The sequence below is a fragment of the Puniceicoccus vermicola genome (assembly GCF_014230055.1).
Lineage (GTDB): Bacteria > Verrucomicrobiota > Verrucomicrobiia > Opitutales > Puniceicoccaceae > Puniceicoccus > Puniceicoccus vermicola.
This window is the reverse complement of record NZ_JACHVA010000046.1, coordinates 13,934-39,386: the sequence shown is the minus strand read 5'-3', so window position 1 is coordinate 39,386 and position 25,453 is coordinate 13,934. Positions and strand designations below refer to the sequence as shown.

Sequence of the window (25,453 nt, the reverse complement as noted above, 5' to 3'; positions counted from 1 at the left end):
AAGTGTTTATGATTTCAAGCCCCAACAACATAACCACGCCGAACGGTTCTTTTCGGAGCGCGGAATTCATTCCGCCCTCCAATTGAATGACGCTCTTCTCCGCTGAAAAGTGCATGGCTACGGAGTCACCTCCAACACCCGCAAGTATTCCTTCGCCACAGAGGTGATTTCGGGAACCCGAATCTCGCCCGCATACTTGGCCCAATTTTGCCCAACTTCATCCAAAAGATCCGGAATCTCTTCCGGCGAATCAAATCCGGCTCCAGCCTTCCCGACCAATTCCGGGTGTCCCCCACTGCGACGATAGACGCAGGGCAATCCTACCGTCAGGGCTTCGATTACCGAATTCGAACAAGGATCGTTCAGGCTCGCCGTGAGGAAAATGTCATTTTCCCTCAACAGTGTGGCGAGCTCATCACTGGGAACGGCCGGAATGTGCCGAAGATTTTCAAATTCCATCTGAGCCCGCCCGACAAAAGTAAACTGGAACCGCGAGGAATCCAAATTCTTCTCCAGCCATTGGAACACATCGAGACCTTTATTGGGATTGTCTGACCAACTGGCCGCGATCACCCGGATGGGCTTGTTACCAGAAGGAAATTTCCCCTGCCGAGGCTGAAAGATCGTCCGATCCGCCGCGTTGCAGATGACAGGGCCCGGCAACAGTCCAAATCCGAGCCGGTCGTTCTCACTGCGGCTGAACTCCGACTGAAAGATCGAGGCCGAAGAGAACTCACGATTTAGACGAGCAATCTCCAAATCGGTGCCATCGTCAAATCCCCGGTACACCTGAAGAGGGCCGTCGACCCGGTGCACCATTCGAACATCACGATCCCACAACCGTCTCAACAGATCCGAGGTAAAGTTGAAGCTATTGATCAGCACGGCTTCAGCCGAGTCCGGCAGGCAATTGACAGCTACCTCAATTCCCATGCGTTCCCACTCCGCCATCAAGGCGCGCAGGAACTGATGCCCTCCCCCGGTTGGAGGCGGTGCAAAATCGTGAAAGAGAGCAATCCGGGCGTTTGAGGACTTTGCCTCTTTGCGACCAGACCAGACCCTTGCCTCCAGACGAAGGCGTTCTTTCAGGCGGCTAAGCATTGGAAATCGATAGAATGGATTCTGAGACCGATGAATGACACCGGGAAGGGACCGAAGTCTCTACTTTTTCCGAACGACGCAGAGATCGACCGTCTCCGAAGAATCTCCGATTTGCCCATCCTCGACGGTTGTTTGCTCTCGAATGATCCGCAAACACTCTTCCCTCTGCTCCAACGAGCCGGGGTGATCGAGTCCCGTTCCTTCTGACCGAATATAATCAAAGAGAAAGACTCCGCCGGACCTGAGGCGGTCCAAAAGATAGGCCACGATCTCTTTCGGATTCTCAAGGTGCTCAAGAACTGTTGTCAGAATGATGGCATCAAACTTCGCTTCGCTCTTCAGCGGGTCGTCATAGTTCTCGACGTCGATGGTCGCAAAGGACAGATCTTTGTCACTGCGATAAAGATACTTTCCATAGTGGAAGGGGAAATTGGGGATATCGGCCAAGACCCATGACTGCTCCCGATGGGAAAAGAACTTCCGGTAGCAGTGATAATACGGCGCGGACGAGCATCCATACTCCAAAACCCTCATTTTGGGCTCCAGAAATTTCCACACCGGTGGATGGACGTAAGGGTTGAGCGCGAACCGCTCCACTTGCTGGAGAATCTGATACACTTGACCGGGCTGCTGCCAATTTTCCAAGTGACGCCCCGCATCATCCCACTCCAAGGGCTTCGCGTGTTGCTGACTCCGACGGTAGTCATGAGCGAGTAAAAAGAAATCCAGAGCCTTCCAAATGGGTCGGCCTCCAAGCACCTCGCTCCAGTAGGACCGAAAATCACGCAACCAACCGGACATCACCCCGTTGACAACCAGAGCTTCGTGCAGGTTCAGCTTCCGAAGAATGCGGTGGGTCAAAAGCCGCAACTTCCCTTTCCAAGCCGGAACCGCAATGGAATGCTTTTCACAAGAAATCTGATCGGCAATCCGATGCGCCTCGGCAATATCGACCCGCAGATCGTCGAAAGAATTTCCTCCGGGAAGCTGAGGAGCGTGGAAGCTATTTTGAGGTTTAGTCATACGTTAAAGATAGCGAACGTTGAACTTCGAACGCTAAATAGTTCTCGTTCAATGTTTAATGTTGGACGTTGAAAGTTTAACGTTCGCCATCTTCACCCTTTTCTCTTCTCGGCCGTCCTAATACTTGCTGAAAAGATTCGGATCAACTCGTCGGATTCTCGAATAAGCTCTTTCACGGCGACCACATCTTCTGCCAGCGGAACTTTATCAAGCAAACGTAACCAGCGCCAAGTCTCTCGAAGTTCCTTCAAGCATACTTTCAATTTGCGAATGAAGTCCTTCAACGACTCAGCCGCCTGAGCTTCTCCATGATTGGGAAACGGAGAGGTTCCCGAGCGGAGGAGCTGCGCCGCGACATGATTCCCTGCCCGACTCTTCAGCATTCCATCGGTCAGTGTAATAATCGACGCAGAAAACAAGAGAAGTCGCTCTTCGAGATCATAACCTTCTTCGAGAATCCATTTTGGGGATTCGCTAGAATCTATTGAATACTTACACAAAATATCTTGATCGAATTTAGATGGCGAACATTCAACATCGAACGTTAAACATCCAACGCTAAATGGTCTTCGTTCGATGTTTAGTGTTAAACGTTCGGCGTTCGACGTTCGCCATCTCTCGCCTTTTACACCCGCACCTTCGACAACCAATCACGGTTCTCCAAATACCAATCCACGCATTGCTGCACACCCTCGTGAATTCCTTCTTCGGGCTTCCAGCCCAGCATCCGTTCGGCTTTGGAAATATCGGCCCAGGTTTCCATCACATCGGCCTTGTGGAACGGCTTGCGATCGATTTTCGCCTTTTTCCCGAGCATCTCCTCGACCCAGGCAATGAATTGCTTGAGCGAAATCGGATTATTCCCTCCTCCCAGATTGAATACCTCATACCCAACTGGCTGAAGAGCGGCGATGGTTCCGCGGGCAATATCATCGACATGCGTAAAGTCGCGGGATTGGCTGCCGTCTCCAAATAGTACCAAAGGTTCCCCCTCGGCAATCCAACGAATGAAGCGGAATGGCGACATATCAGGCCGCCCCATCGGACCGAAGACAGTGAAGTATCGGCATACGGAAATGTCCAAATCGTACAGATGCCGATAGCTATAGCAGAGCGCTTCAGCCGCCTTCTTCGAAGCGGCATAAGGCGAAATCGGAGTATTGACTGCGAGATCCTCGGTAAACGGCATCTCCTGTCCGGCGTAGAGGGACGAGGTCGACGCGAGAACCATCTTCTTCACCCCAGTATTCTTCATCCCATCCAAGATGTGAAGAGTCCCCATCGCATTCGTCATCATGTAGATGTCCGGATTCTCCATGCTGTAGCGGACTCCGGCACGCGCGGCTAGGTTAAGAACCGCATCGAACGAATGTTCTTCGAACAGCGTTAAAACATCTCTCTTATTTTCGATATCGAGGTTTCTAAATGAGAATCGCGGGGTATCGATATCGATATGGGGAACGACCTCCTTATCCGCCCTCACAGATCTCTCGAGAATAGACAATCTCTCGGGATCAGCCGAGGCAAACCGTCCCAGTGTAGTCAGCCGATGCAACTTGAGCCGCTGATCGTAATAGTCATTCAGATTATCAATGCCGACAACCTCGTGTCCTTGCTCCAGAAGGAAAAGGGCGGTCCTCGACGCAATAAATCCGGCTACTCCAGAGATTAAGAATTTCATATAACTTGATTCTAGGTATTCTCGTTCGATTATAAAGGATCGACAAAAAAAAGATTCTCAATGGAGCCTACTTTTAGAATCCACCACTATGTCCGGCGGCTGGACAGTAAATCCTGAAGCAAGGCTATCGGACTTCCGCAAACGAAGATTCTCGTTGAGAAAAGGAGTCGAAGGCAAAGGAGCATCCCACGTCAGCTGACCCGAAACAGGGACAAAGACCGACAATCCACTTTTCGTCAATTTCGCTTCTAATGTAACTTTCTCTGTCGGCCGCCAGCCCTCTCGGGAGATGATTCTGACAGAGTCCCGATTCTGATAAACCCAATAGATCAGATTGGAATTTCCGAATATAAAAAAGAACAATGTCATCATCACCATCACATTCCTACGACCAGTAGACTGAATCCCCGAAAGGATTCCAGCTATCGCCAAGATGGGAAGGAGAAAGAAGAACGCATTTGCAAATCGGAGATCTGGAGCGGTAAAAAACCAAAAAACCAATGCCGCGATTAGCGGCAAAAGCAAAACGCCCACACGCAGACAATGCTCTTTTCCGTTTATTCTACTCATCTTCCAGAAAACGACTGACGCAGATCCAACAATCAAAAAAAGGATCAACGGGAAAACGACTTCCGTGAACTCAGAGCTCATTCTGTCGAGCCACGGTCCAAACCAGTACCAAGAGCCTAGCACTTCCTTAAAATGGGAACCCGGTTGACGAGCCCAGGAAGAGACCCAGTGGTGCTCGTTCTCTATGCTCTCGAGCGGCACAGACCAATCAAGTTCAAGATACCCGAGAGTCGAGGGGTACAATGGAGCACCCGACAAAACAACACCTCTTCCTGCCTGCAGTACTAGGACCAGAAAGGCTGCGAATAGAAACCAACCTGCAAGCCGAAGTCGTTTTCCCCGAGAACACAGAATCCCGACCCAAAGGAGACCCATCATAATCCCACAGAAAGCAACGCTGCTGAGTTTCACTGTTAATGCGGTTGCACCCAGGAGAGAAAAAATCAAAGCCTCGGATGAAACCACCTCCCTCGTGGTGAAAAACCTGACGGCCAGTCTGGCAAAGAGAACAAACAACACCAGCTGCAAGAGATTCGAAGTTAGATCCGGCGAAGGTGAGCTGATTCCGGAGGAAGAGAGACTCCAGAAAGCGAGAACCGGGAGACAAAACAATGGAATGGCCCAAAGAATCGGGGACAAATGGAAAACCTGACTCGGCCGTCTCAGGAGAGGAAGTAAAAGCTCCAGGAAAGTAACTACCGAAAGGATGAGAAGAAATCCATTGGCGACAGATCTTCCATACCCGAAAATCGGGTACATATTTAATGCCGCCACAAAAGTGAAAAAGCTGGAATTAAAAGCTAAACGCCCGTGAAGATTTCCCAATCCTGGGATCAGGGGGTATTCATTCAACCAGCGAATCGAGTTTAAGTGATAAAGGCCGGAGTCAAACTGACGGGGAGCCATCATGCCTCGCGAGGCAATCCAACAAGACCATAAGAGAAGGCCGAACACCAACAAAGCCAGCACCACCTTGTATAACTTTCCCTCAGACACAGACTGACCTGCCTCCGCGATTTTTCTCCAATCAAGAAGAAGAACCGAAAGACAGATGCCGACGAGTAGAATCGGCACCATCGCATACACAGTTATCGGTAAAAAGAAATGAATAACCCCCAAAAGAAAAAGAACGCAGGCCCAACCCGCCCACACGAGGAATGAAAGCGGTATCGAATCGGATTCTTTCTTGGAAATTCTCGCAGCGAACAGGAACGCCTTCGCCCACCCGAGAAAAGCTAGGCCAAGAATCCCGTAAAAGACGAGAGTCACTATTAATGCTGTAAGATGCGTAGAATTCACTGATCAAAAATTTACGGTTCTACGATGGTTTTAAGTTATTTCACTTACTCCGTCGGAACCCAGCGATGACTAGGCTTTCACATAGCGCAGCCCCGGATACTTCAAACAACTTCTCGTATCGACAATGGGAACTTCAAAATAGGAGAAATCATACTCCCTATATTCGGAATGATGCGTCGCCAGCAGAATCAGATCGTACTCCGCACTTATCTCGACTGACTTTCTACCGGCAAACTCGGGATAGTGTCGCAGCGAACGAATCTCGGGAACGTATGGATCGTTGTAGGAGACTGCGGCTCCTCTCCGTTCCAAACGACTCATGAGCGCATACGAAGGAGACTCCCTATCATCGTCCACATCTGGTTTGTAGGCGATTCCCAGCAAGAGGATCTTCGACCCGCGAATCGCTTTACCCTCTTCGTTCAAGACTTCTGCCACACGTCCAATCACATAGTCCGGCATATCGGTGTTTACCTCTCCCGCCAGCTCTATGAACCGAGTATGCTTTCCGTATTCGCGGGCCTTCCACGTCAGATAGAAGGGATCGATTGGGATACAGTGCCCTCCCAGTCCAGGACCGGGGTAGAACGGCATATAGCCAAACGGTTTTGTCGAGGCGGCGTCAATAACGTCCCAAACATCGATTCCCATCTCGTGGAAGACGACTTTCAGCTCATTCATCAGAGCGATGTTCACCGAACGGAAAATATTCTCCGTCAACTTGGTCGCTTCGGCAATCCGGCAGGACGATACCGGATGGATCTGATCCACGGCCATTGAATAAAGTTCCTCGCAACGCTTGAGGCAAGCTTCCGTGTATCCTCCCATCACCTTCGGAATCGTTCGGACGGAGTGATCGGTCCGCCCGGGATCTTCCCGTTCCGGCGAATAGGCCAGATGAAATCCAACTCCAGCTTTCAGGCCGGATCCTTTCTCCAGAACCTCCCTTAGCTCAGTGTCCGTGGTCCCCGGATAAGTAGTCGATTCCAAAACCACTAACTTCGGCCTTATTTCGCCCTTCACAGTTTTCAATCCAGAATCCAAATACGGGGCAATCCCGGCGCCAGACTGAAGAACATAGGAAAGATCCGGCTCCCGGTGAACATCGAGTGGAGTCGGCACACAAATCAAAATTGCTTCGACCTCAGCTACGCGGGAAAAATCCGTGGAAGCTTCGAAAGCCCCTCTCTCCACGAGAGAGGCCACCTCTGTAGATGGAATGTGGCGAATATAACTATCACCCCGCGAAAGGCTCTCCACCTTCGAGGGATCCGTGTCGAGACCCAGCACCTCCGATCCCGACGACGCGAAACGAATCGCAAGTGGAAGTCCAACATAACCCAAACCAATAATCGCAATTTTCATGAAACTCTTTCAATTCTGGCGGTCATACCGCCTGATTTCCATCTTCAAACGTGATGCTCCAACCATTGACGAATCTCCGTAGAGGAGAACGATTGATCCGCATACAGTTCCTTATCATGGTCCCCGTCTGTCTCTAGCGATTGCAAACAATGGTAATCCAAATCGCAAGACGCCGACAAAGCCCAATAACAGTAGGGCCAAAACCATTTTCCTGGGCGGTGAAGTGGCAACAATTCTAAGACCTTAGTTCCGGACCCGCACCAAAGCAAATTGGCCAGCGCTGCTCCGTGAGAACCCACGATGACTTCCGCGTCTCGGAAAATGGCGATTTGCTCCTTCAAATCGAACTCCCCCGGATCCACTGATACAAAACCGAAATCCTCCAGAACCGCGAGAATCTCTTCTTCGTTACGAACAAACCTCCGATTCGTCTGGCCTCGCCGAATATAGATACGAGGACCTTTTCCCGAGGGGGCACCATGAGGGAGCATCCTCTCTTGGAGGAAGGAACAGGCCCACCGTGGAGGATTTAAAGTAACTCCCGGCAGCGAAGGCACAAGGAGCTCATCGGCTTTCAAGTGAGTGTTCCAATCGGTATCAATACGGCGACTGAGTGGAACCCCCAATAAATCGAGACTTTCACCGATAAATGAAGCTCCCTGATTCACGACAAAAGAGTCAATACGATCAATTCCCCCTTCTGCGATTTCCAACAATCGCAATCGTGGTAGCGCCTCCGTGAGCCAGTGGAAGTAATTTCCCCCTGCCGCGGTAACCAACACCGCTACACGCCCCTGAACCCGGCGAATTGGAGGAAAGATGTTGCGTTGAAAAGCTTGATGAAATTGCACCTTCGCAAAATCCCTTCTCACACTCATCTGATTCGAGACATCAAACAAGAGTTTGTGTCCCGGGGTCAGCACGGTACCTCGATTTGACAAAACTCTACCCTTCGGAATTCCTAGGACAAAGCACTCGGGGGCTGTGTGGAGGCGAAGCTTGGAAAACTCTCCCTGTAGATCTCCTGCCAGGCTCAAAGGATAGGGGCGTTCAGTGATTTCCTCGGGAAAAATCGGAGCGTATCGGACCCCATTTTCACGTTGTTCTCGGCTTCGCTCTGCATAGTCACGAGAGGTCTGATACACCCCTCTTACGGGACCACGGCGTCCAAGAACACGAAGAACTAGTCTAAGAATGGGGCGGAGGCACTTACGCACCCTTAAGAATACTCTATTCATGCCGACGCAGTTTTTCCCATTCACCTAGAGATCCGCATCGCGGCACAGGTCGACGAATCGCTCCGCACAAAAATCTTCAGTCGCATGCATTGAATCCCAACTGGCTCCACCGATATGCGGGGTGATGACAAGATTCCCGGCGGTGTCCGCATACTCGAGCAAAGGATGCTTCTCAGGAACCTTTCCAGCGAAGGCGTCCTCACCGCTGATGACATCCACACCGACACCCGCGAGCTTTCCGCTTTTCAAGGCCTCTAGCATTTCATTTTCATCAACAATCCCGCTTCGTGCTGTGTTCAGAAACACAGCTCCATCCTTCATTTCCGTAAATGCGGCACGGTCCACGAATCCGCGGGTTTCCTCCTCCAAAGGGAGATGAATGCTCACCACGTCCGATCTTCGATAGAGCTCCTGCAACGGGACCTGATCCACTCCATCGATCTGAATCGTCTGCAAATCGTGAACGAGTACGGTCATTCCAAAGGCTTTCGCATATCCGACCATAATCGAACCGATCCGCCCGCATCCAACAATGCCCAGAACCTTTCCTTTCAGATCTCTTCCCCGAAAAAGGTCCCGCTCCCAAATTCGATTCGTCACGGAAGATGCCGCCGGAACAATTCCTCTTCGAACCGCCAGGAGAAGCCCCCAAGTTAATTCTGCGGTCGCGGGGATGGATCGAAGAAATTCGGTCTCTCCCTTGAGCGAAAGAATTCGGATGCCCTTCTGATCGAGCTCTTTCAAATCAAGATGATCCAACCCCGTTGTTGGTGTGACGATCACCTGAAGATCGGTAGCTGCGTCTAAGACTTCGCGGTCGATACGAAAACGCAGCCGGATGACCAACACGTTCACACCCTCGACTTGATCCTTCAAGGAACGATCTCGATCCACCCCCAATTTCACCGTTCCCGCGAAACGGTAGAGGCCTAGGGCCTTTTCAGAGTAATGCTCCGGCTCGGTTATGAGGATGTTCATTTTCCGGCTCAAGAATCAAGGAAGTAAGAATCAGGCTCGGGTTCTCAGTAAGTCAGCTTCTTCTCCGTGCTCAACTCTGCAGTTGCCAGGATATCGGCAATTCGGACCCCTGCTTTGCCGTCCCCATAAAGCAGGTCCGGCTCCACAGCCTCTCCAACTTCCCAATCGTTCAATGCTTGGAGAATCTGTTTCCTATCGTAATCCACATTGACCACGTTGGCCCCATGGTCCCGTCCTGATTGTCGGCTTCCAATATCAATCGCTCTTACACCGAGGAACGAACATTCCCGAATCGCAACACTGGAGTTTCCTACGATCCCGATGGATCCTTTCAGCAAATGCAAGAAATCTCGCGGCTCCATGTTCTTGTAGTAATGAATGTTCTCTGCGCCCCGATTCTCCCGAAAGGAACGGATTCCTTTCGATGTCCCATCCGAACCTGCATCCACATTCGGCCAAAACCAAAGTGTCGGCCGATTAAACTCATAGATGGCCTCCAGAGTCTCCATCACCTGCCTACGAGCCGCCTCGTATTCGGTCGTTACAGGGTGTTGAAGAACGACCACATATCCATCGGAAAGATCTTGTTCCTTGCCGACTCCGCCATATTTACGGTGAAATCCAAGCGGACGAAGAGGTTCCGCCAGAACCTCCGCAGCAATATCAATAGAAGGACAACCAGTGACGTGCACCTTTTCCGGAACTTCTCCCATATGAATCACTCGATCACGGGCCTTCTCGTTCGAGACGAGATGAAGATCCGAAAGCTTTGTAATCGCATGCCTCACTTTTTCATCGATCGAACCCGTGACCTCTCCGCCCTGAATGTGGCAAAGCGGAATATTCATGTAGGAAGTCGCCACGGCCGTCGCCAACGTTTCGTATCGATCCGCAACCGAGACAACCACGTCCGGCTTGAGCGAATCCAAGACCGAAGCCATTTCGATAATCCCCAAGCCAGTCGTTTTGGCCATGCTACGAAGGTCCTCGCCTTCCAGCACATTCACTACACTTGCAGAAACCTCGAAGCCGTCCTGTCGAATCACGTCAATCGCACGCCCATATCGCTCCAGTAATGCCGAGGCAGCGACAACGACTTGCAATTCCACATCATCCCGATCCCGAAGAGCCACCATTGCTGTTTTAATTCGCGAATAACTCGGACGTGCCGTAACGACGACACAAACTTTTCTCTTCTTTTGCTTCATGACAACAGGGAACCCTTTCGATTAAAACCGAGCCTAGTCCAAATCATCCCAACGGATTGGATCATCGGACTTCAAAGGTTTATTTAACTTCTTTCCGACCATCTCGTAAAAGTCGGAGGGAGGACATCCGTCTCCTGGCTTTTTCAAGGCGAGATCTCCCTCTTGGAGAACGGTTCCAAAGGGAAGATCACTGCTGGCCACTACACTTTTCCCAAAGGTCCGACTTAAACCCGGCAGATCAATCGAAGGACGATCCTTGTCCAAGGGATTCTTTCGCATCCGGTCGATGAAATCGACGCCCTCAACAAGATTCTTCAGTTCCGCAAGGTTCAAAGAAGCCGGAGCATCCGGGCCGAACATCTGCCGATCAAAGGTAACGTGCACCTCCAGAAGCTTTGCTCCAATCGAAGCAGCCGCGAGACAGGGATAAACGGTGCCGGAATGATCAGAAAGCCCGACTGGGCAATCGTATCTCTCACTCATCTCCGAAATCACATTTAAACCGACCTCCTCCGCACGCGTGGGATACGCGGTCGTGCATTGAAAGACTCCCACTTTCGCACCATGACCCCGTACCCTCTCTACAGCGCGATCAAAGATCGCCCAGTCACTCAGGCCCGAGGAAAGCAAGACTGGCTTTCCACACTTCGCGATACGGTCCAGAAGAGGGAAGTTTTCGATCTCTCCCGAGGCCACTTTGAATGCTGACATGTTCAAAGATTCCAAAAGCGCAACCGCTTCAAAACTGAAAGGAGAACTCAGAAAAATCAGCCCCTTCTCTGAACAATGATCGGCAAGACCTTTCCACTGCTCTGGAGTAAATTCCATTCGCTTCCAATAGTCAAAACGGGTGCCGTCTTCGTAGCTGAAAGGGATTCTCCACGGCTCTCGGAGCGTGCTCTCCCGATCGGCCATATGAGTCTGGAATTTTATCGCATCGGCCCCCGTGGCTGCAACAGCATCGATAAAACTATGCGCGATGCCAAGGGAGCCTTCGTGGGCTTGGGCCACCTCTGCAACTACCAAAGGCTTACGGTTCCCCTCTGAAAGTTCCTCGAACCAATTCGTATTCATTTCTCCAAGATATCTTTCACCTTCTTCAAGTCTTCCATCGCATCGACATTCACGGAGACCTTTTCATCCATGACCAAAATGAGAGGACTATCGGCAATCAAGCGGCGGGTTCTTTTCAAGTAATCGCTTCGGACGATATAAATCGCTCCATTCCGCACATAAACCGGAGGCAAATCCTGACGTCTCCCTCCAGCATTATGAGTCTTCGAAACCGCCAGCCCATAGCCGGAATCCGCGCGATGATAAAGAATATCGATATTCAAAGAGGGATCCTCAAAAGCCGTGATCAACGAATCGCTCCCAGGGTTCTCTTCCATCATGGTCATCGCTTCCCGAACAGCCCCGACCGGACGAAGAGGAGAAGTCGGTTGCAAGATGATCACTGCTTCGAAATGGGTCCCCTTCTTCGAAAACTCATCCAAGGCATGAATGACAAAATCGATGGAAGGAGACTTGTCCCCCGATATCTTATCCGGACGAAGGAAAGGCACCTCGATCCCCTGACTCTCGGCATATTCTCGGATCTCTTGAGAATCCGTAGATACAAATATTGTGACATCCGATCGTCCCTCAAATGCCGCCTTCGCCGTTTCCAGCGAATAAGAAATCAATGGTCTTCCCGCAACCTCGATCATATTCTTCCCTGGAACTCCCTTGGATCCTTTACGGGCTGGGATGATACACAAATATTTCATTCTCTCCTCAATTTCCAGTCAGGTTCTCAACAGCGTCGAGTACATTCGCGGAATAACCGCCGCCCTCCGGACCACAAAACTTCTTCATGTAGTCTTCTCTCGCTTTCGCATCGAAACGAAAACTCTCAAGGTTTTTATCTGCCAGATCCGTTTTCACTTTCTGTGAGGTCATCGAACGCACAACCCCCGGATGATTCAACATTCCATCCCAGATATGGAGGCTTTTACACAGTAAGTCCCTCCTCGATCCAGGCACTTCAATGTCCAAGACTGGACTCCCTGACCAAACTGCCTCTGGAGTCCCACTCGTCGTGAAACCGATCATCAAATCGCTTACCGCCGCCAAGGACATCGCCGAATGCGGATAAAAACAATCCTCTCCAAGAACCCGATCCGTATAAGTCGAATAAACACTCTCTCCCGGCTTTTGGTAATGCCTCAATTTGGTCACAAGAAAGGCACCATTCTTCTGAGCGAAATCATAAACAGACCGAACTAAATGCGCCTCGTTCACATAGGGCATCGCGATACCACGAATCCCATAGGCGCGAATCGCTTTTGCGTAAAAATAGTGCATCCGCTGCTCGGCAAAAATCCAATCCCAACTCGCATGAGCTCCCCGCCCCGCAGTTGGAGTCGCCCAAAACCCGATGATTGGGCGTCCCGATTCAACCCCCAATTGCTTTCGAAATTCATCCCGATCAACCAGGTTCAACGCGTCGAGAAGTGGGTATCCGCAGATTCGCGATTTGCGCCTAAATTCATCCACAAGCTCCGGATTCCATTCCTTCCCCAAGCGAGGCTCAACAAATCCTTTGTAGCGCAATCCATCTTTCTCCAGCGAACAAGCCTCCTCATAGAGACTACGATAGTCCGTCGTGCGATCGAGAATCGTGGCTTCCAACTCATACTCGGTTCGGAGGGCGAAGCAGTCGACAGCCGCAACCGTTTCCCGATCATGCAGCCGCTTCAGGGTGTCAGGGGTCGTTATAGAAACATACTGAAACTTGCGAGCAGACCACTTGGGATCCTCGATCCACTCACGCAGCGGGAGATCAATACTGAGAAGATACTCATGATCACCGCCGAGTATCTTTCGATACAACTCATCGTCATTACGGTATCCGTCAACGAGGGGAGTTCCGTGTTGAAACCGCGGGAAGAGTCTGTCGTTTGGTCGGTTCGACTCGAAATTGCGCTCCGAATCGTTGTGTAAACACGTAACTTCATGCCCGCGGCGCAGACACTCATCGATAACGGGAGCCAAAGTCCGGTACCAATTGAACCGTAAAATGGGGACCAGGATTTTCATTACAAACGAGCCACCTCTTTCCGTAACCAGCTGACGATGAACTCCGGATTAAGTCGGTCCCGCGAAAACTCCCGGCAGGCATCCGCCATGGTTTCCATGCGCTCCCGGTCCCTCAAAACCGCCGTCACTCTTTCAAAACCTTCGCGAATAGCTTGTGACGAAGGCACCTCGAGGATTCTGTAGGATTTCGGCTCCCCGAGAGAAGCACTAGCATCAAACGATCCAAAACCAGGGAGGACCTCAAGGAAGTGTGTATCGACCACGGGGCGGAATGCTTCGGGAATCTCAACTAACGGTTCTCGCTCGACGATGAATGGGCGGCCAAGGGCGATCGACTCGAGGACTTTCCACGGATAGACTACATGGGGGAAGGTGTTGAGGACCGTGCAGCCCGATGAGGCCATTCTCAAAAGGTAAAGCTGATGGTTCAGATTAGCCTTCACATGGATCCCGTCTTCAATCGTTCGGTTCCCGCGGCTTGTCAGGCGAGAGATCCCGGAAAGCTGGCTTTCCCGAACCGCCTGAGCAAAATGCCACCGCACCCAGAAATGCATGACATGGGGCTCGATCCGAGTCCCTGGAGAGAGGAACGGATCCGCTTCACCCCGTGCTGGCGGATTTTCATAGACGCCAACAACATGAAAGAGAGTCGGTCCGCGGAGCCATTTTCTCAGTCGCATGGCCCCTATCTTCTGACAGCGACGGAGGGAAGGCGGGAGAAAAGTAAACGGGCGAAGTTTTGCCCCCACATCCTCAATACCTTCACTGACAAAAACTTTCTTCGCGATCGATCGATTCAGGTTTGCTTTCAGGTAGAGATCGGCCCGCTGTAGTGCCGACAAGTCGAAATCGAAGACATGATCGCTCATGTCGAAAAAGACCAAGGCTCCATCGATCCGCGCCCAAGCTCCTTCGTGATGACGATCCGTTCGGGATTGGGACGGAAAAGGAACTTCGTCGACAACGTTCGCCCCCTCCTTTTTCAGGGCACGAAACAGAAACTGAAAGAATCCTGACTCGGCGAGATGTCTCGGATCGTAAATAGTCAGACTCATCACTCTTTACTCGACTCCGCCACGATCCCGTGAGACTCGAAAAAGTTTCTAATCTCCGAAAGAGCCGGATCGCCATTGGCGACAGTCCTCACCCACTCGAATCCTTTTCGACGTCGTTCGCCTCTTTCCTCCTCCGACATCGCTAGAAAAGCGTCCATGCCCCGCGAGAAGCCCTGAAAATCCCCGGGCTGATAGGTCAGACAACCGGATTTGTCTGCCTTGTACTGAGGACCAAGACAACTCGTTTCGGAAACCAAGGTCGGAGTCCCGCAGGCAAGAGAATGAATCAAGAACGTGGTTCCCGCAGAATATCGATTCTCTCGAACAGGGATGACTGCGGCCCTTGATTCCCGCAAACGTAGAAATACCTCCTCAACCGTGAGATTGGATTCAACGGACACCGAATCCGGAAGCTCCCCGAGCTCGCGGAGGAGATCTTCGCCAAGGACGAGATGCACCCGGACCTCCGGATTGCCTTTTACCCAATCCAACAGCATCGGGAGATCCCGCTGTGCATCAGAGCCGACAGATATAAAATCCCAACGATACGAATCGGCGAAGTCAGAGAGGGCATCATTTTTCTTCGGAATTGGTGGAAGATACTTCTCCGGTATCCCGAAAGGAACAGCCACGATCCGATCTGGAGCGAGCCCGATTCTCGATTGAAGAAAATCGCGCTCGGCTTCGGAATAAACCAGAACACGGTCCGCGCGGTTGAAGAGGCGGGATATTGCTCTCAGCCGTCGGGCCGATTCGTTGGGAGGATTCCATTCCAAGCCGACTGAGATGACGAAGATAGGCGGCAGCGGAAAACCGATCCATCGGAGGAATAAAACAGGGAACGCGGAATTATTGCTAGTAAGGACCAGAGCCGAAGCTCGCCGAATCTTCCCTAGTCCTGCGATCGACTGACGGAAATCCCCGCAGTACCCAGTCATTTTCACACAGACTCGACGCAGACATGCCGCCACCCACCCAAGAAACTTTCCGGGCTTTTGGAACCGCCCCACCTCCACCGGATAGCCTTCGCTCTGCAACTCTGGAAGCCCATACAGCGTGTAGCTGTCGGATGAACTTCCCTGCAACGCGCGATCCCGGATCGTCGTTCGTTTATAGATAAATATCGCAGGAGTAGGACGACTCATTCCAAACCGAGGAATCGTTAAACAACCTTCCTCACCTCAGCAGCCCGATCTTGCTTGATCGGGCTCTTCAACAAGATCCAGCGCCAGTGCGCTTCCTTTTCCGCGATAATCACGTCCTCGAAATACTCAAGTAGCTTTCGCAAAAGAGCCCCGTCGGATTCCCATTCCACCGCTTCAAATGCGCCACCCTTGGTATTCTTGATAAACTCGTACATCGCATACCCGCCCGGTCGGATAACGCGGGTTTGCTCAGCAAGAAAAAGATCGATGTCCAGGACATGGTCGATCGCATTGCAGAAGACCAGATCTACCGAGGAATCTTCCTCGTCCATTTTCATGAAATCCCCTTTCCTCACCCAGCGGTTCTCTGGGCCGGGATTCAAATCCGTCCCATAGGCATTCGAAAATCCCATGTCCTGCAGGACCTCGACCTCTGTCCCTTGGCGGGCTCCGGCACAGAGAATCACGGCGTCATTTTCAAAATGATAAGGAAGACTCCGAAACCGACGAAAGAAACGGGTTCTCATCGCACCAACCGACTTAGGATCGAACCCCTTGCCCGCTTCGATCATCTCATCAAATTTAACTTTTTGATGATCGAGGTACTCTTGGTAAGTCGCATAATCACGATAGGTGAAATTTCCCGAGGGATCCGTTTTCTCGCTCCAGCCGGAATCTCCGGTGTGCTTTTCCCGCACCTCCTTCGCATTCTCCGCACGGCGACCGGCCTCTTTCACATGGGAGTTTAATTTCCTATAATATCCCCAACCTCCCGGAGTACAGCGATACAGCACCGTCTTAATCCAGAACTCTGGGTAGAGACCGAATTTTCTAATTATCCTTTGAGGAAGACTCTTCTTCTTTATATCCATCAATTCTCTTTTTTCCGGCTTGGCGATCCTAGCTCAAACGCCGGATCTACTACCGTCACCTTATCACCAAGACGGTAATTCTTCAACTTACCGGGGGAACTCAACCGTAAGCCTAAAAACTTCTTTATTTTTCGCTTCCACCTTTCGCCAAAACGAGCGCTGACATCGTCCGCAATATTCAGCCGTGGTCCCTGATCGGATTTCTCCCGGGAACTCCGTTTGAGAAATACCATGTGCAGACAGCGAAACGGCGATTCCGCAAAATCATACTGGTCTGAAATCGCCAGCCGTCGCACCGGTTGATCCGGAGCCTTAAATACCTGCTTTCCTCCGTGCAAACGCTCAAACCCGTCCGTCCAGCTCTCAAGAAGCGAGAAGTTAAACATCTTCGTCATCGGGCGGCTCGGAGGTGCCAGAAACCCGCGGTATTCGCCCTCTGACCTCTCATCTACATGCAAAACATTTCCTCTCAACTGGAAGTACTCCGCAAATTCACCCATTCTCAGACGATCACAAAATTCTTTCGTGCGTCCTGGGTCGTAGATCTCGTCTCCATCTACGGCAAAAATCCAGGTTGCACTTCCGGCAAATTTTTCAATCGCGCGATGAGACTCCTCCGGACTCCGAATGGATAGGAACTCGATCTTGGACTCCCTGGCAGCGAGATCCTTGATAATCGCGACGGTTCCATCCGAGGAACCATGATCGAATACGAGAATCTCGTCACACGCCGGAACAATGTTCTCTATCGCGGTCCGAATAAAAATATCCTCGTTCCGAGCGAGAACGATCCCGATCACTCGAAACCTTTTCTGCGTAGCCGGAGTCATGAGGCGGGCCAGGACCAGTCTTCCCCCAAGAAGTTATAAAGCTCACGATTCAAAGGGGCAAAATACTCATCGAGTCTTTTCCGAATCTCGGGATCGATCGGCTGTTTGTCCCGTCCTTTTTTGAAAACAGGCCATTCCTGATTCTCCAAGGGGGAGAGTCCCAGAAATTTAAGCGTACGGTTTACCTCTACTCCCGGATCAGCGAAGAAACTCTCGCTCTCGATAAATAACATCCTCTCCCGCGAAAAACGACGGAGCCACGGGCCAAGATTCTTAAGATAGGCTCCCCGGAGGAGGTACCGTGCCGGATGGTGCTCCAGCTCGTTCAATCGCTCAAGTACTTCCGCCATTCCAGGGTCACGAATCCAAGCGAGGGATTGCTCCACTCGCTCCTCAAAAGGCACAGTCTCGACACCAGCCTTAACCAGCATATGGTGATCGGAGAAAGCGCGCTCGACCGGATCCCTGAAAAGAAAAATGAGAAACGGTTCGGGGCAGAGTTCCGCGATCGACGCAGGGACTGAGACTTTCGACAGATACTCCGGCGACGCTTCCCCCGTAACCGTTCGCTTCCCTGATAATTTCCGAAGAAATGATGTCGTCCTAAACGGATAGTGCTGACGACACCAGAGAGGACTCGATCCATACTGCCAGAAATTATTCGGCTCTTTGACATCGGAAGGGAAAACCTCCGGATGCATTGAAAGATATCGAAACAAAGAAGTCGTTCCACACTTCGCCTCCCCTGGGATGAAAAAAGTAGGCAACATTCGGAAAGGCGCTGTCACCTGTTTCCAGCGTTTGTTCTTAACGGTCTTCATCGATTCTTTGAAAAAACACTCGTAATGAAACTCCTCAATTGATGCGTAAAGGCGTCATTGGAAAACTCTTTCTGAAATCTTTCCCAGTCCGATGTTTTTTTCTCGAGACCTCCCTCTGCAAGTCTTCTGACAGCCGCAAGAATCGCAAGCGGGTCGTGCTCATCGACGACTTCACCAAGGCCATATTCTGTGACTCTTTCCTCCAATAGGAATCCTCGCCCCACAACCACCGGAATCTCAAAGAAGGCTGCCTTGGTCAATGTATTCGAGCTAGCGCTAAAATTCCGATAAGCGATACAGACAACTGAAGCCAATCGAAAGACGGCGTTATACTCATTTTCCGACACAAGTGCATCTCCGTGGAGAAAACAATGATCTCTTCGCACAAATTTCTCGAAGAGAAGTCGCTGTTCTTCTTGATTGAAAGAGTCCGCATTTAATTCTCCGGCGAGGACGAAAAATAGATTTTCGTCCTCAGTCTCAAGAGCCATTTTAACAAAGTTGATCACTCCCTTTTTCGGACTCAACAGTCCGATCAAAAGGATAACCTTGCGCCCTCGAGCCCGTTCTCGAATTTCCGAAGCCAAGGCACTCGCCGGGTCCCAATCGGTCTCCGAAACATCCGCCAGGAATCCGACAATTTTTCCCGAAACTCTCTCTGATAGCCATTCTGTGCGATTCTCATCCAAGGTTAGAACACCAAGACATTTCCGCTCGTTGAAGTTACGAAGAATACTCATGTCCGCGCCTTCAACACGCAGCCCCTTGAAGTTTATGATCAGGCCCGACCAAGGAATCCCTAATCCCGCACAAAACCAACGATGATAGATCGATTCCCACTCAGCAATCCGGGGAAAGAATATCCGGGCATTTCGAGAAGAACCAAATTGTTTCCGAATCTTTCTCCGCGTTTGCAAACCACTAACGAAAGCCCCCACACGAGAGCATAGGCGGGGAGGAAGGAAACGGGTCTTCCAATTCGCAAAAGAGATGCTGCCGACCTGGACCGTTTTTTCATCGCTCAACCGCGAATCGATAAAGCACTTCAGTTCCTGCTCGTACTCCGAGAGAACCACAATTCGGTCACACACCGGAACCAATGCAGATACGATTTTCTCCAGATACATTCGGGAATGCCCTCCACATCCCCAATCAATAATAACCAGATCACGCCCCGATTGGCCACGTTCATTAAACGATGGCATCGACGGTTAGTATTCTTCGGTTCGATTGCATCGCCATTTCAGGACTTACCCAGTTCGACATTCTTTATTCGGGAAAAAATCTTATCTACCAAGGTCCGCTCCTCGCCCAGATAAATCCGGCGCCTACGCCAACCATTTTCCAGCGAGTAAGTTAACATCGGCATAGACGTAGCCCCGGAGCCAAGCGCCCGGAGGATCAGCCCTTTCGCCTTGGGAATCCATCTGAGAATCCACCAGAGTCTTCCAATTAGACGAAGACGCATTCTCCTACGATCAAGAGCCCCCACTACTCTTTCTTCTACAATCTGGTTCATTTCCCGTTCGTATTCTTCTCGCCCGCGATCCGAGAGCTGCCCACTGCGGCGGCAAAAACTCGCGAATAACACTTTCACGAAAACAAGATCCCACTTCTCGGAAAATCGCTGCCAAAGCCAAAAATCACCCGCAAGTTTGAGATCAGAGGGAATTGGACCAAAAGTATCCCAGCATTCCCGCCGCCAGAAAACGGTCTCCTGGGTAATGTGAGGGAGCGCCTTCCCATTGCAGAGTCCCATTCGGATCCACTCCCTCGGAAACACCCCTCCCCCTACACTCGTAACCACCCCTCTCGTGGAAATCGCGGGAAACCCGGTAATCCAATAAACATCCGGAAACGTCTGAAAAATCTCTCCCACCATTGAAAGTGCCCCCGAGAAATAGCTATCATCGGAATTCAACCAGCACCGAACCTCTCCGGTTGCTAAAGCAAATCCTTTGTTGATGGCATCATACATTCCTTTGTCCGGCTCCGAAATAAAATGAGTCACCACGTCCCGATGGCGTCCAACGATCTCTGCAGTCTGGTCAGTGCTCCCTCCATCGACGATAATATACTCAAGATTTGGATACTTCTGCGCTTTGATCGAAAGAATGCACGCTTCCAAATACTCTCCCGATTGGTACGTCGGTGTGACAATAGAGATACTGGGTTTCACGAGAGTGGAATAGATGTTTTCGAAGGCTATCTCAAGTGATCCTACATCTCGGCCAGAAGCATCTTGCGAGCGACATCCCCACCGATGGTGCGCGCCCTCCATCCAATCGCATTCAAAGCTGCTTGAGGATCCCCTACCAATCGTGTCGTATCGATCTTACGGAAAAACTCCGGACTGACCCGCACGATTGTCTCTCCCGTCAATTCATTTCTGCCGATCTCCGATTCACCCTCCCCTTCGAAGGCCACCTGAATTCCTGCGGCAGCGAAGGCATCCTTGGTAAATGAACGAACCGAACAAGGCGAACCCGTCGCCAGAACCAGGTCTTGTGGAACCTCATGCTGCAACATCAACCACATTGCCTCAACATACTCTGGGGCAAATCCCCAATCGCGTTCGGAATCCAGATTACCGAGCACCAGAGGTTGCGATCCTCCTTTCGCAATCTCGGCCGCCGAGCGAACAATCTTCTTCGTTACAAAATTCTCCCCCCGGCGACTCGACTCGTGGTTGTAAGCGATACCGGAAACGGCAAAGAGCCCGTGAGCTTTCCGGTAAACCCGGACCATCTGCGTCGCAAAGGCCTTTGAACATCCATAAGGATTCTCGGGTCTGTATGGCGTTCTTTCCGTCTGGGGAGAGTCGTCGGGTGATCCAAATACTTCACTCGACGATGCATGATAGAACCGTGGGAGTTTCGGAAGGTCGCGACAGATTTCGAGGATCGACAAGGTAGCAGTCGCTACCTCGTGAACCGTCGATTCCGGAATATCAAAACTCAGCCCCACATGACTCTGCCCCGCCAAGTGGTAGATCTCATCTGGAGCGCTCTTCTGGAGAATCCGCCGCAGAGGAGTGGCATCCTGAAGATCTGCGTAATGCAGGAACAGACGCTTTCCGTAAATTTCAGGATCAGCACGCAGATGCTCAATGCGGGAACGATTGAACATGCTCGCCCTCCGAACGATTCCGTGCACCTCGTATCCTTTGCCGAGAAGGAACTCCGCAAGATAGGATCCGTCTTGTCCAGTGATACCAGTGATTAGGGCAGTTTTCATTGGTCAAGCATGTGACAATTCTCCCGATTTGTCTGCACTTCGAAAATTCACAGCGTCTTCGGATTTCAATTTACAACCTATCTCGATATCAATCAGAGGCAATGAGACAAAGCACTGAATTCCTTGAGAGAGAACTCGCACTAGACCGTAATCCGGCTTTTAGATGGTCCCGTTGCCCGTTTTTCAACTCCTTACCTTCCTCAAGGGAGAATCTCGTTATATAGAGAAATATACTTTCTGGCTTGAACCTCTAGGGAGTACCGCTGCAGGGCCATTTCTCGGCACTCCTTTCTCATGTCGAGCAATTCTTCGCTGCTCAGAGCCTCTGCGAGCACGTCATGAAGAGAATGAGAACTTCCCGAATCAAAAAGCCATCCAGTCTTTCCCGGTCTTACGGCATCGGGAATACCGCCGCTTCGCGATCCAACAATTGGAGTTCCGCATGCAAGAGATTCAAGCAATGTGTTCGGTAAATTGTCCTGCAAGGCAGGAGCCACAAAAATGTCGGCTGCCGAAAAAGCCGCCGAGACAAGCTCTTCTTTTCTGAGCGTTCCGAGGTGGTGATGCTCAAACTCCCCCAGGTCATTCTCAGAACCGACCCCGACCGACAAGACGACCACTCGACTTCCCGTGCGAGGCCTCAGCGCCCTCAAAGCGTCTCGAAGTACCTGAAAACCTTTTCGCCGATTGTTCAAATTATCCGAAACAAACAAGATGACCCGATCCATGTCTCCAATTTTGAAAGCTGATCGCAACCCACTTCGTCCTCCGGGGTGAAAGATATCTGTTGGAACTCCATAGGGGATGACCCGGACTGGATGGGATCCCAACAAAGGACTTTCCTGCGCCAGTTTCCCCAGCCATTCTGACGGGGTCACGATATGCATCCCCTCTCCAACTCGTTGATAGACCTCCTTTTTCCGGAGCCAGGCCTTGGCCGAAAAATCTCGTTCGGAATCTGAACCTAGCTGAGGACAAGACCCACACCCTTGGCGCCATCTCTCACATCCGAAATCGTAATGACAGCCGCCAGTAAATGGGTTCTGATCGTGAAGGGTCCAAACCACAGGGACCTTCAATCGGGGAAAAACCTTGGCATGGTCAACGAATTGAGAGATCCAATGAAAATTCACGAGGTCAAACTCGTTTAAATCGTCAACAATGTGATCCCCGAAACGGGTTCGGTCATCCGTAAACAATTCGAAGCCGACGGGTTGATTTCGCTCACGCATCTGTGCACAACAGTCCAGCCACCATCTTCGGGATCGGCGTTGCACTCTGGATACGGGATTCATAGAGCCCTTCCACTCCTCGACTTTGGGCAAGGCCATCTTTTTCTTCGCCACTAAGACGTGGGAGTCCTCTCCTTGGCTCAGCAGACCTTCGTGAAGTCGCAGCATGGCTCGCGCCGCGCCGCCGACATCCTGGTTCGCGACATGCAGGATTCTCAAAGCAAATCCTCTTTGATCCCCGAAATATTCAGCTGAAGATCCATTCCATGTGAAGTAGGTCTGCTCACAAATGGACGACGTGGAGAATATTCACTGTTCATCCACACTCGAAAACCGGCATCCCGGAGAATCGATAAAATTTCAGCCAGACTCTGAGGCTGATCGGGCCACGAATGATATTCTACGAAGATACGGTCCACCCATCGAAGTCCACTTTTTCCTGCTCGAAGGACTTCTCCCTCTGCCCCCTCAATATCCATTTTGAGGAAATCAACTTTCTTATCACCGACCACCTCAATCAGAGCAATCGAGGGCACTCTCAAATGAAATCCCTTTGCAGGTTTGCCTGCGAGAATATGACCCGCATCGGCACCCTGAACCTCAAACTCTACACCCTTCGAATCAGTCCAAAGAGCAGCATGAAGAACTGCGGGCTTCGGCTCTGGCAAACCATCCAAGTTTTTCTCAATTAGCGGGATAAGATCTCCGTCTGCTTCAATCGCAACGATATCCGCATTCGGAAACTCCTCCTTCCAGAAACGGGATGCCATTCCTACATGAGCTCCCGCATCGATAATTCGTGGATCGACTAAATCCAAACGCAAATCAAAGCAGCGCTGCCGATATATCGCCTGATATGCATGATAAAAGGACTGAGCATCGGCATAGTTCCAAGAACGACCATCGATCTTCACAGTTCCCGGAACAAAGCGCTCTGATGTCTTCAAGGCCTCCATCTGTTCATGGTTCTTCCGTTCGTCCCGGTAAGCCTTCGAAAGAAAAGATGAGACCTTATTCTCAACCGGTTCTGGAAGGAGTTGAATTCCCTTCCAAGTGTAGCTTTTTGTTTTCCTTTTGAGTTCTGCAGGATCGAAGACAAATTCTCTCCTTCGCGTTAATAGCTGTCTTGCCGATTTTTTGCTCAGCTTATTCTGCCACCCGATTTGCTGCCTTCCCCATTCAACATGCATTTTGGCGTCGCGGGGTTCGCAAAAAAGAAAGTTCAACTTTTCTCGAATATTCTCTTCCGAACAAAGTGGAAGATAGGTTTTCAGCAAATGAGGAAATTTTTTGTAGAATGGCTCATTTTGAAGGCTATTCGGATCAATCTTCGGATAATCACCAAAAATGGAAAGTTTTGCTCCAAAGGCGGACGCATAGGGCAAATGGGATCCAAAACCATTCGTCAATACCGTTTCAAATTGTTTAAAAAGTAGAGAAGATCTCACCAAAGAGTTCCTATCGGAAACGGAAGCTCCCAAAACAAACGGAATATCAAATTCACGAAGCTCGTTGACCCAAAGACCGTTATCAAGACAGCTCTCATGGAGACAGAAAACAATTTTGGAATAATACGGCTTCAATTCGTGAACCATTCCAACGAATTCCCTAAATCTCTGAGGCAACTCCGCCCAAGGCGACGAGTGGATCGGCATGACTAGCAGAGAACCACCAATTCGCGGAACCTCAGGAGTGTTCGCATACAAAATCGGAAGCCCGACGGATTCGACTTTCTCAAACCCATTTTTCAAAAAGAATTCCTTCTCCTCAGCAACGGAAACGAACCAGGGTTTGTCTTGCTCCAATCCTTTAATGGTCGAAGTGATGACCAGTGGATCTACCAAAGAAAACCTCGGTATCCACCCATGCTGCCACAGCCAATCAAGTTTCCAGCTTTTCGCGCTCCGCCCAGCATGACTCAAAAACTGACTCGACGCACCATAGTAGTCCGATTGATTGCGGATTTCGACACGCTCAATCGATGGCAACGCGAACTCAGGGCCATTTTGAAAGGCGATGGAGTGAGCAAAACTTTGATTGCGGCTATTACTATTCATCTAACTCCATAGCCTTTGCTTCTTCCCACAGGCAATCCGCCCAAACCAAATCCCCAACTGCCGCGCGACGAACTTCCTGAGTAGAAACACTGGCAGGACGAATGTGGGTCCAAATCCAATCATCTTCATAACCCACGGAATCCTGCAATTCTCCATGTGCGTGAATGGAAAACCGGAGGCCATATCGACCCGGCGCCAGAGGGAAAACCGGAAGCCTGCAGCGAAACTCATATGAACTACCTGCACGAATTGTATCTACTTTTTCAAAATCACTGCTTTGCAACGAGAGTAGTCTTCTCGAAAAATCATCAGACCAAATGTAAAGGGCCCACGTAACGTCGTCCGCATCCAAGCGACTCCTCACTCGAATTTGAGCAACGGCCTCTCTTCCACACACCGGATCATCTCCATCCCCAGAAAAAAGACCTGCTGAAATGATCGCCACCGATTTATTCTCTGTTTCAACAGTCTTGAGCCTCTGTCCAGGCGAAGCCGATTTTTCCGAAAACTGGAGACCGATCGCACGATTGACCACCTCGACCGACGGACCACTGGCCACTACACTCCCTTTTTCCAGCAGAATCGCATTCTTACAACTGGAGAGAATTTGGTTCAAATTGTGGGTAACCAAAATAAATGCTCCCCCATTTTCCCGAAATC

Annotated in this window: 23 protein-coding genes; all 23 read right to left on the bottom strand. The window is 50.7% G+C overall.

Features of this window, described 5'->3' with window-relative positions; translation table 11 throughout:
* Positions 1-117: 117 nt before the first annotated feature.
* Positions 118-1,101, bottom strand: a complete 984-nt coding sequence (locus H5P30_RS04825; protein WP_185691824.1) for a glycosyltransferase family 4 protein — start codon at positions 1,099-1,101, stop codon at positions 118-120.
* Positions 1,102-1,161: 60 nt separating this feature from the next.
* A complete protein-coding gene (locus tag H5P30_RS04820; RefSeq protein WP_185691823.1) occupies positions 1,162-2,124 on the bottom strand; it encodes a class I SAM-dependent methyltransferase in 963 nt (320 codons plus the stop codon).
* Between the two features lie 92 nt (positions 2,125-2,216).
* Positions 2,217-2,774, bottom strand: a complete 558-nt coding sequence (locus H5P30_RS04815; protein ID WP_246459364.1) for a four helix bundle protein — start codon at positions 2,772-2,774, stop codon at positions 2,217-2,219.
* The gene (locus tag H5P30_RS04810) at positions 2,750-3,805 is read right to left on the bottom strand and encodes a GDP-mannose 4,6-dehydratase (RefSeq protein ID WP_185691822.1); all 1,056 of its coding nucleotides are present in this window, start codon (positions 3,803-3,805) and stop codon (positions 2,750-2,752) included. The genes H5P30_RS04815 and H5P30_RS04810 overlap by 25 nt, the downstream gene beginning before the upstream one ends.
* A gap of 57 nt (positions 3,806-3,862) precedes the next feature.
* A complete protein-coding gene (locus H5P30_RS22620) occupies positions 3,863-5,644 on the bottom strand; it encodes an LIC_10190 family membrane protein (RefSeq protein ID WP_425504930.1) in 1,782 nt (593 codons plus the stop codon).
* Positions 5,645-5,743: 99 nt separating this feature from the next.
* Positions 5,744-7,039 (bottom strand): nucleotide sugar dehydrogenase, encoded by a 1,296-nt coding sequence (locus H5P30_RS04805; protein ID WP_185691821.1) that lies wholly within the window; start codon positions 7,037-7,039, stop codon positions 5,744-5,746.
* Positions 7,040-7,083: 44 nt separating this feature from the next.
* Positions 7,084-7,980, bottom strand: a complete 897-nt coding sequence (locus tag H5P30_RS04800; RefSeq protein WP_185691820.1) for a glycosyltransferase family 61 protein — start codon at positions 7,978-7,980, stop codon at positions 7,084-7,086.
* A 321-nt stretch (positions 7,981-8,301) separates the two neighbouring features.
* On the bottom strand, positions 8,302-9,255 hold the full coding sequence (locus tag H5P30_RS04795) for an NAD(P)-dependent oxidoreductase (protein ID WP_185691819.1): 954 nt from the start codon (positions 9,253-9,255) through the stop codon (positions 8,302-8,304).
* Positions 9,256-9,299: 44 nt separating this feature from the next.
* The gene (gene neuC, locus H5P30_RS04790) at positions 9,300-10,463 is read right to left on the bottom strand and encodes a UDP-N-acetylglucosamine 2-epimerase (protein ID WP_185691818.1); all 1,164 of its coding nucleotides are present in this window, start codon (positions 10,461-10,463) and stop codon (positions 9,300-9,302) included.
* Positions 10,464-10,496: 33 nt separating this feature from the next.
* Positions 10,497-11,537, bottom strand: coding sequence for an N-acetylneuraminate synthase family protein (locus tag H5P30_RS04785; protein WP_185691817.1), 1,041 nt, complete (start codon positions 11,535-11,537; stop codon positions 10,497-10,499).
* Positions 11,534-12,232: an acylneuraminate cytidylyltransferase family protein gene (locus tag H5P30_RS04780; protein ID WP_185691816.1), complete on the bottom strand. Its 699-nt coding sequence runs from the start codon at positions 12,230-12,232 to the stop codon at positions 11,534-11,536. The genes H5P30_RS04785 and H5P30_RS04780 overlap by 4 nt, the downstream gene beginning before the upstream one ends.
* A 7-nt stretch (positions 12,233-12,239) precedes the next feature.
* Positions 12,240-13,544 carry a hypothetical protein gene (locus tag H5P30_RS04775; protein WP_185691815.1) on the bottom strand — a complete coding sequence of 435 codons (1,305 nt, stop codon included), beginning with the start codon at positions 13,542-13,544 and terminating at the stop codon, positions 12,240-12,242.
* Complete coding sequence (locus H5P30_RS04770; protein ID WP_185691814.1) at positions 13,544-14,599, bottom strand: hypothetical protein; 1,056 nt, start codon at positions 14,597-14,599, stop codon at positions 13,544-13,546. Before H5P30_RS04770 ends, H5P30_RS04775 begins: the two co-directional genes overlap by 1 nt.
* Positions 14,599-15,744 (bottom strand): glycosyltransferase family 4 protein, encoded by a 1,146-nt coding sequence (locus H5P30_RS04765; protein ID WP_185691813.1) that lies wholly within the window; start codon positions 15,742-15,744, stop codon positions 14,599-14,601. Before H5P30_RS04765 ends, H5P30_RS04770 begins: the two co-directional genes overlap by 1 nt.
* Before the next feature lie 17 nt (positions 15,745-15,761).
* Positions 15,762-16,481, bottom strand: a complete 720-nt coding sequence (locus tag H5P30_RS21980; RefSeq protein WP_185691812.1) for a methyltransferase domain-containing protein — start codon at positions 16,479-16,481, stop codon at positions 15,762-15,764.
* A 134-nt stretch (positions 16,482-16,615) separates the two neighbouring features.
* Positions 16,616-17,446 carry a glycosyltransferase gene (locus H5P30_RS04755; RefSeq protein ID WP_185691811.1) on the bottom strand — a complete coding sequence of 277 codons (831 nt, stop codon included), beginning with the start codon at positions 17,444-17,446 and terminating at the stop codon, positions 16,616-16,618.
* Positions 17,443-18,216 carry a sulfotransferase domain-containing protein gene (locus H5P30_RS04750; protein ID WP_281388003.1) on the bottom strand — a complete coding sequence of 258 codons (774 nt, stop codon included), beginning with the start codon at positions 18,214-18,216 and terminating at the stop codon, positions 17,443-17,445. The genes H5P30_RS04755 and H5P30_RS04750 overlap by 4 nt, the downstream gene beginning before the upstream one ends.
* Positions 18,217-18,263: 47 nt before the next feature.
* Complete coding sequence (locus H5P30_RS04745) at positions 18,264-19,472, bottom strand: glycosyltransferase (protein ID WP_185691809.1); 1,209 nt, start codon at positions 19,470-19,472, stop codon at positions 18,264-18,266.
* Positions 19,473-19,510: 38 nt separating this feature from the next.
* Entirely contained in the window at positions 19,511-20,446 is a 936-nt protein-coding gene (locus H5P30_RS04740) for a glycosyltransferase (protein ID WP_185691808.1), read from the bottom strand.
* A gap of 41 nt (positions 20,447-20,487) precedes the next feature.
* Positions 20,488-21,504 carry a GDP-mannose 4,6-dehydratase gene (locus H5P30_RS04735; RefSeq protein ID WP_185691807.1) on the bottom strand — a complete coding sequence of 339 codons (1,017 nt, stop codon included), beginning with the start codon at positions 21,502-21,504 and terminating at the stop codon, positions 20,488-20,490.
* 200 nt (positions 21,505-21,704) lie between these two features.
* A complete protein-coding gene (locus tag H5P30_RS04730) occupies positions 21,705-22,955 on the bottom strand; it encodes a glycosyltransferase (protein ID WP_185691806.1) in 1,251 nt (416 codons plus the stop codon).
* Positions 22,952-24,793, bottom strand: a complete 1,842-nt coding sequence (locus tag H5P30_RS04725; protein WP_185691805.1) for an FkbM family methyltransferase — start codon at positions 24,791-24,793, stop codon at positions 22,952-22,954. The genes H5P30_RS04730 and H5P30_RS04725 overlap by 4 nt, the downstream gene beginning before the upstream one ends.
* Entirely contained in the window at positions 24,786-25,409 is a 624-nt protein-coding gene (locus tag H5P30_RS21975) for a hypothetical protein (protein ID WP_246459355.1), read from the bottom strand. Before H5P30_RS21975 ends, H5P30_RS04725 begins: the two co-directional genes overlap by 8 nt.
* Positions 25,410-25,453: the final 44 nt, after the last annotated feature.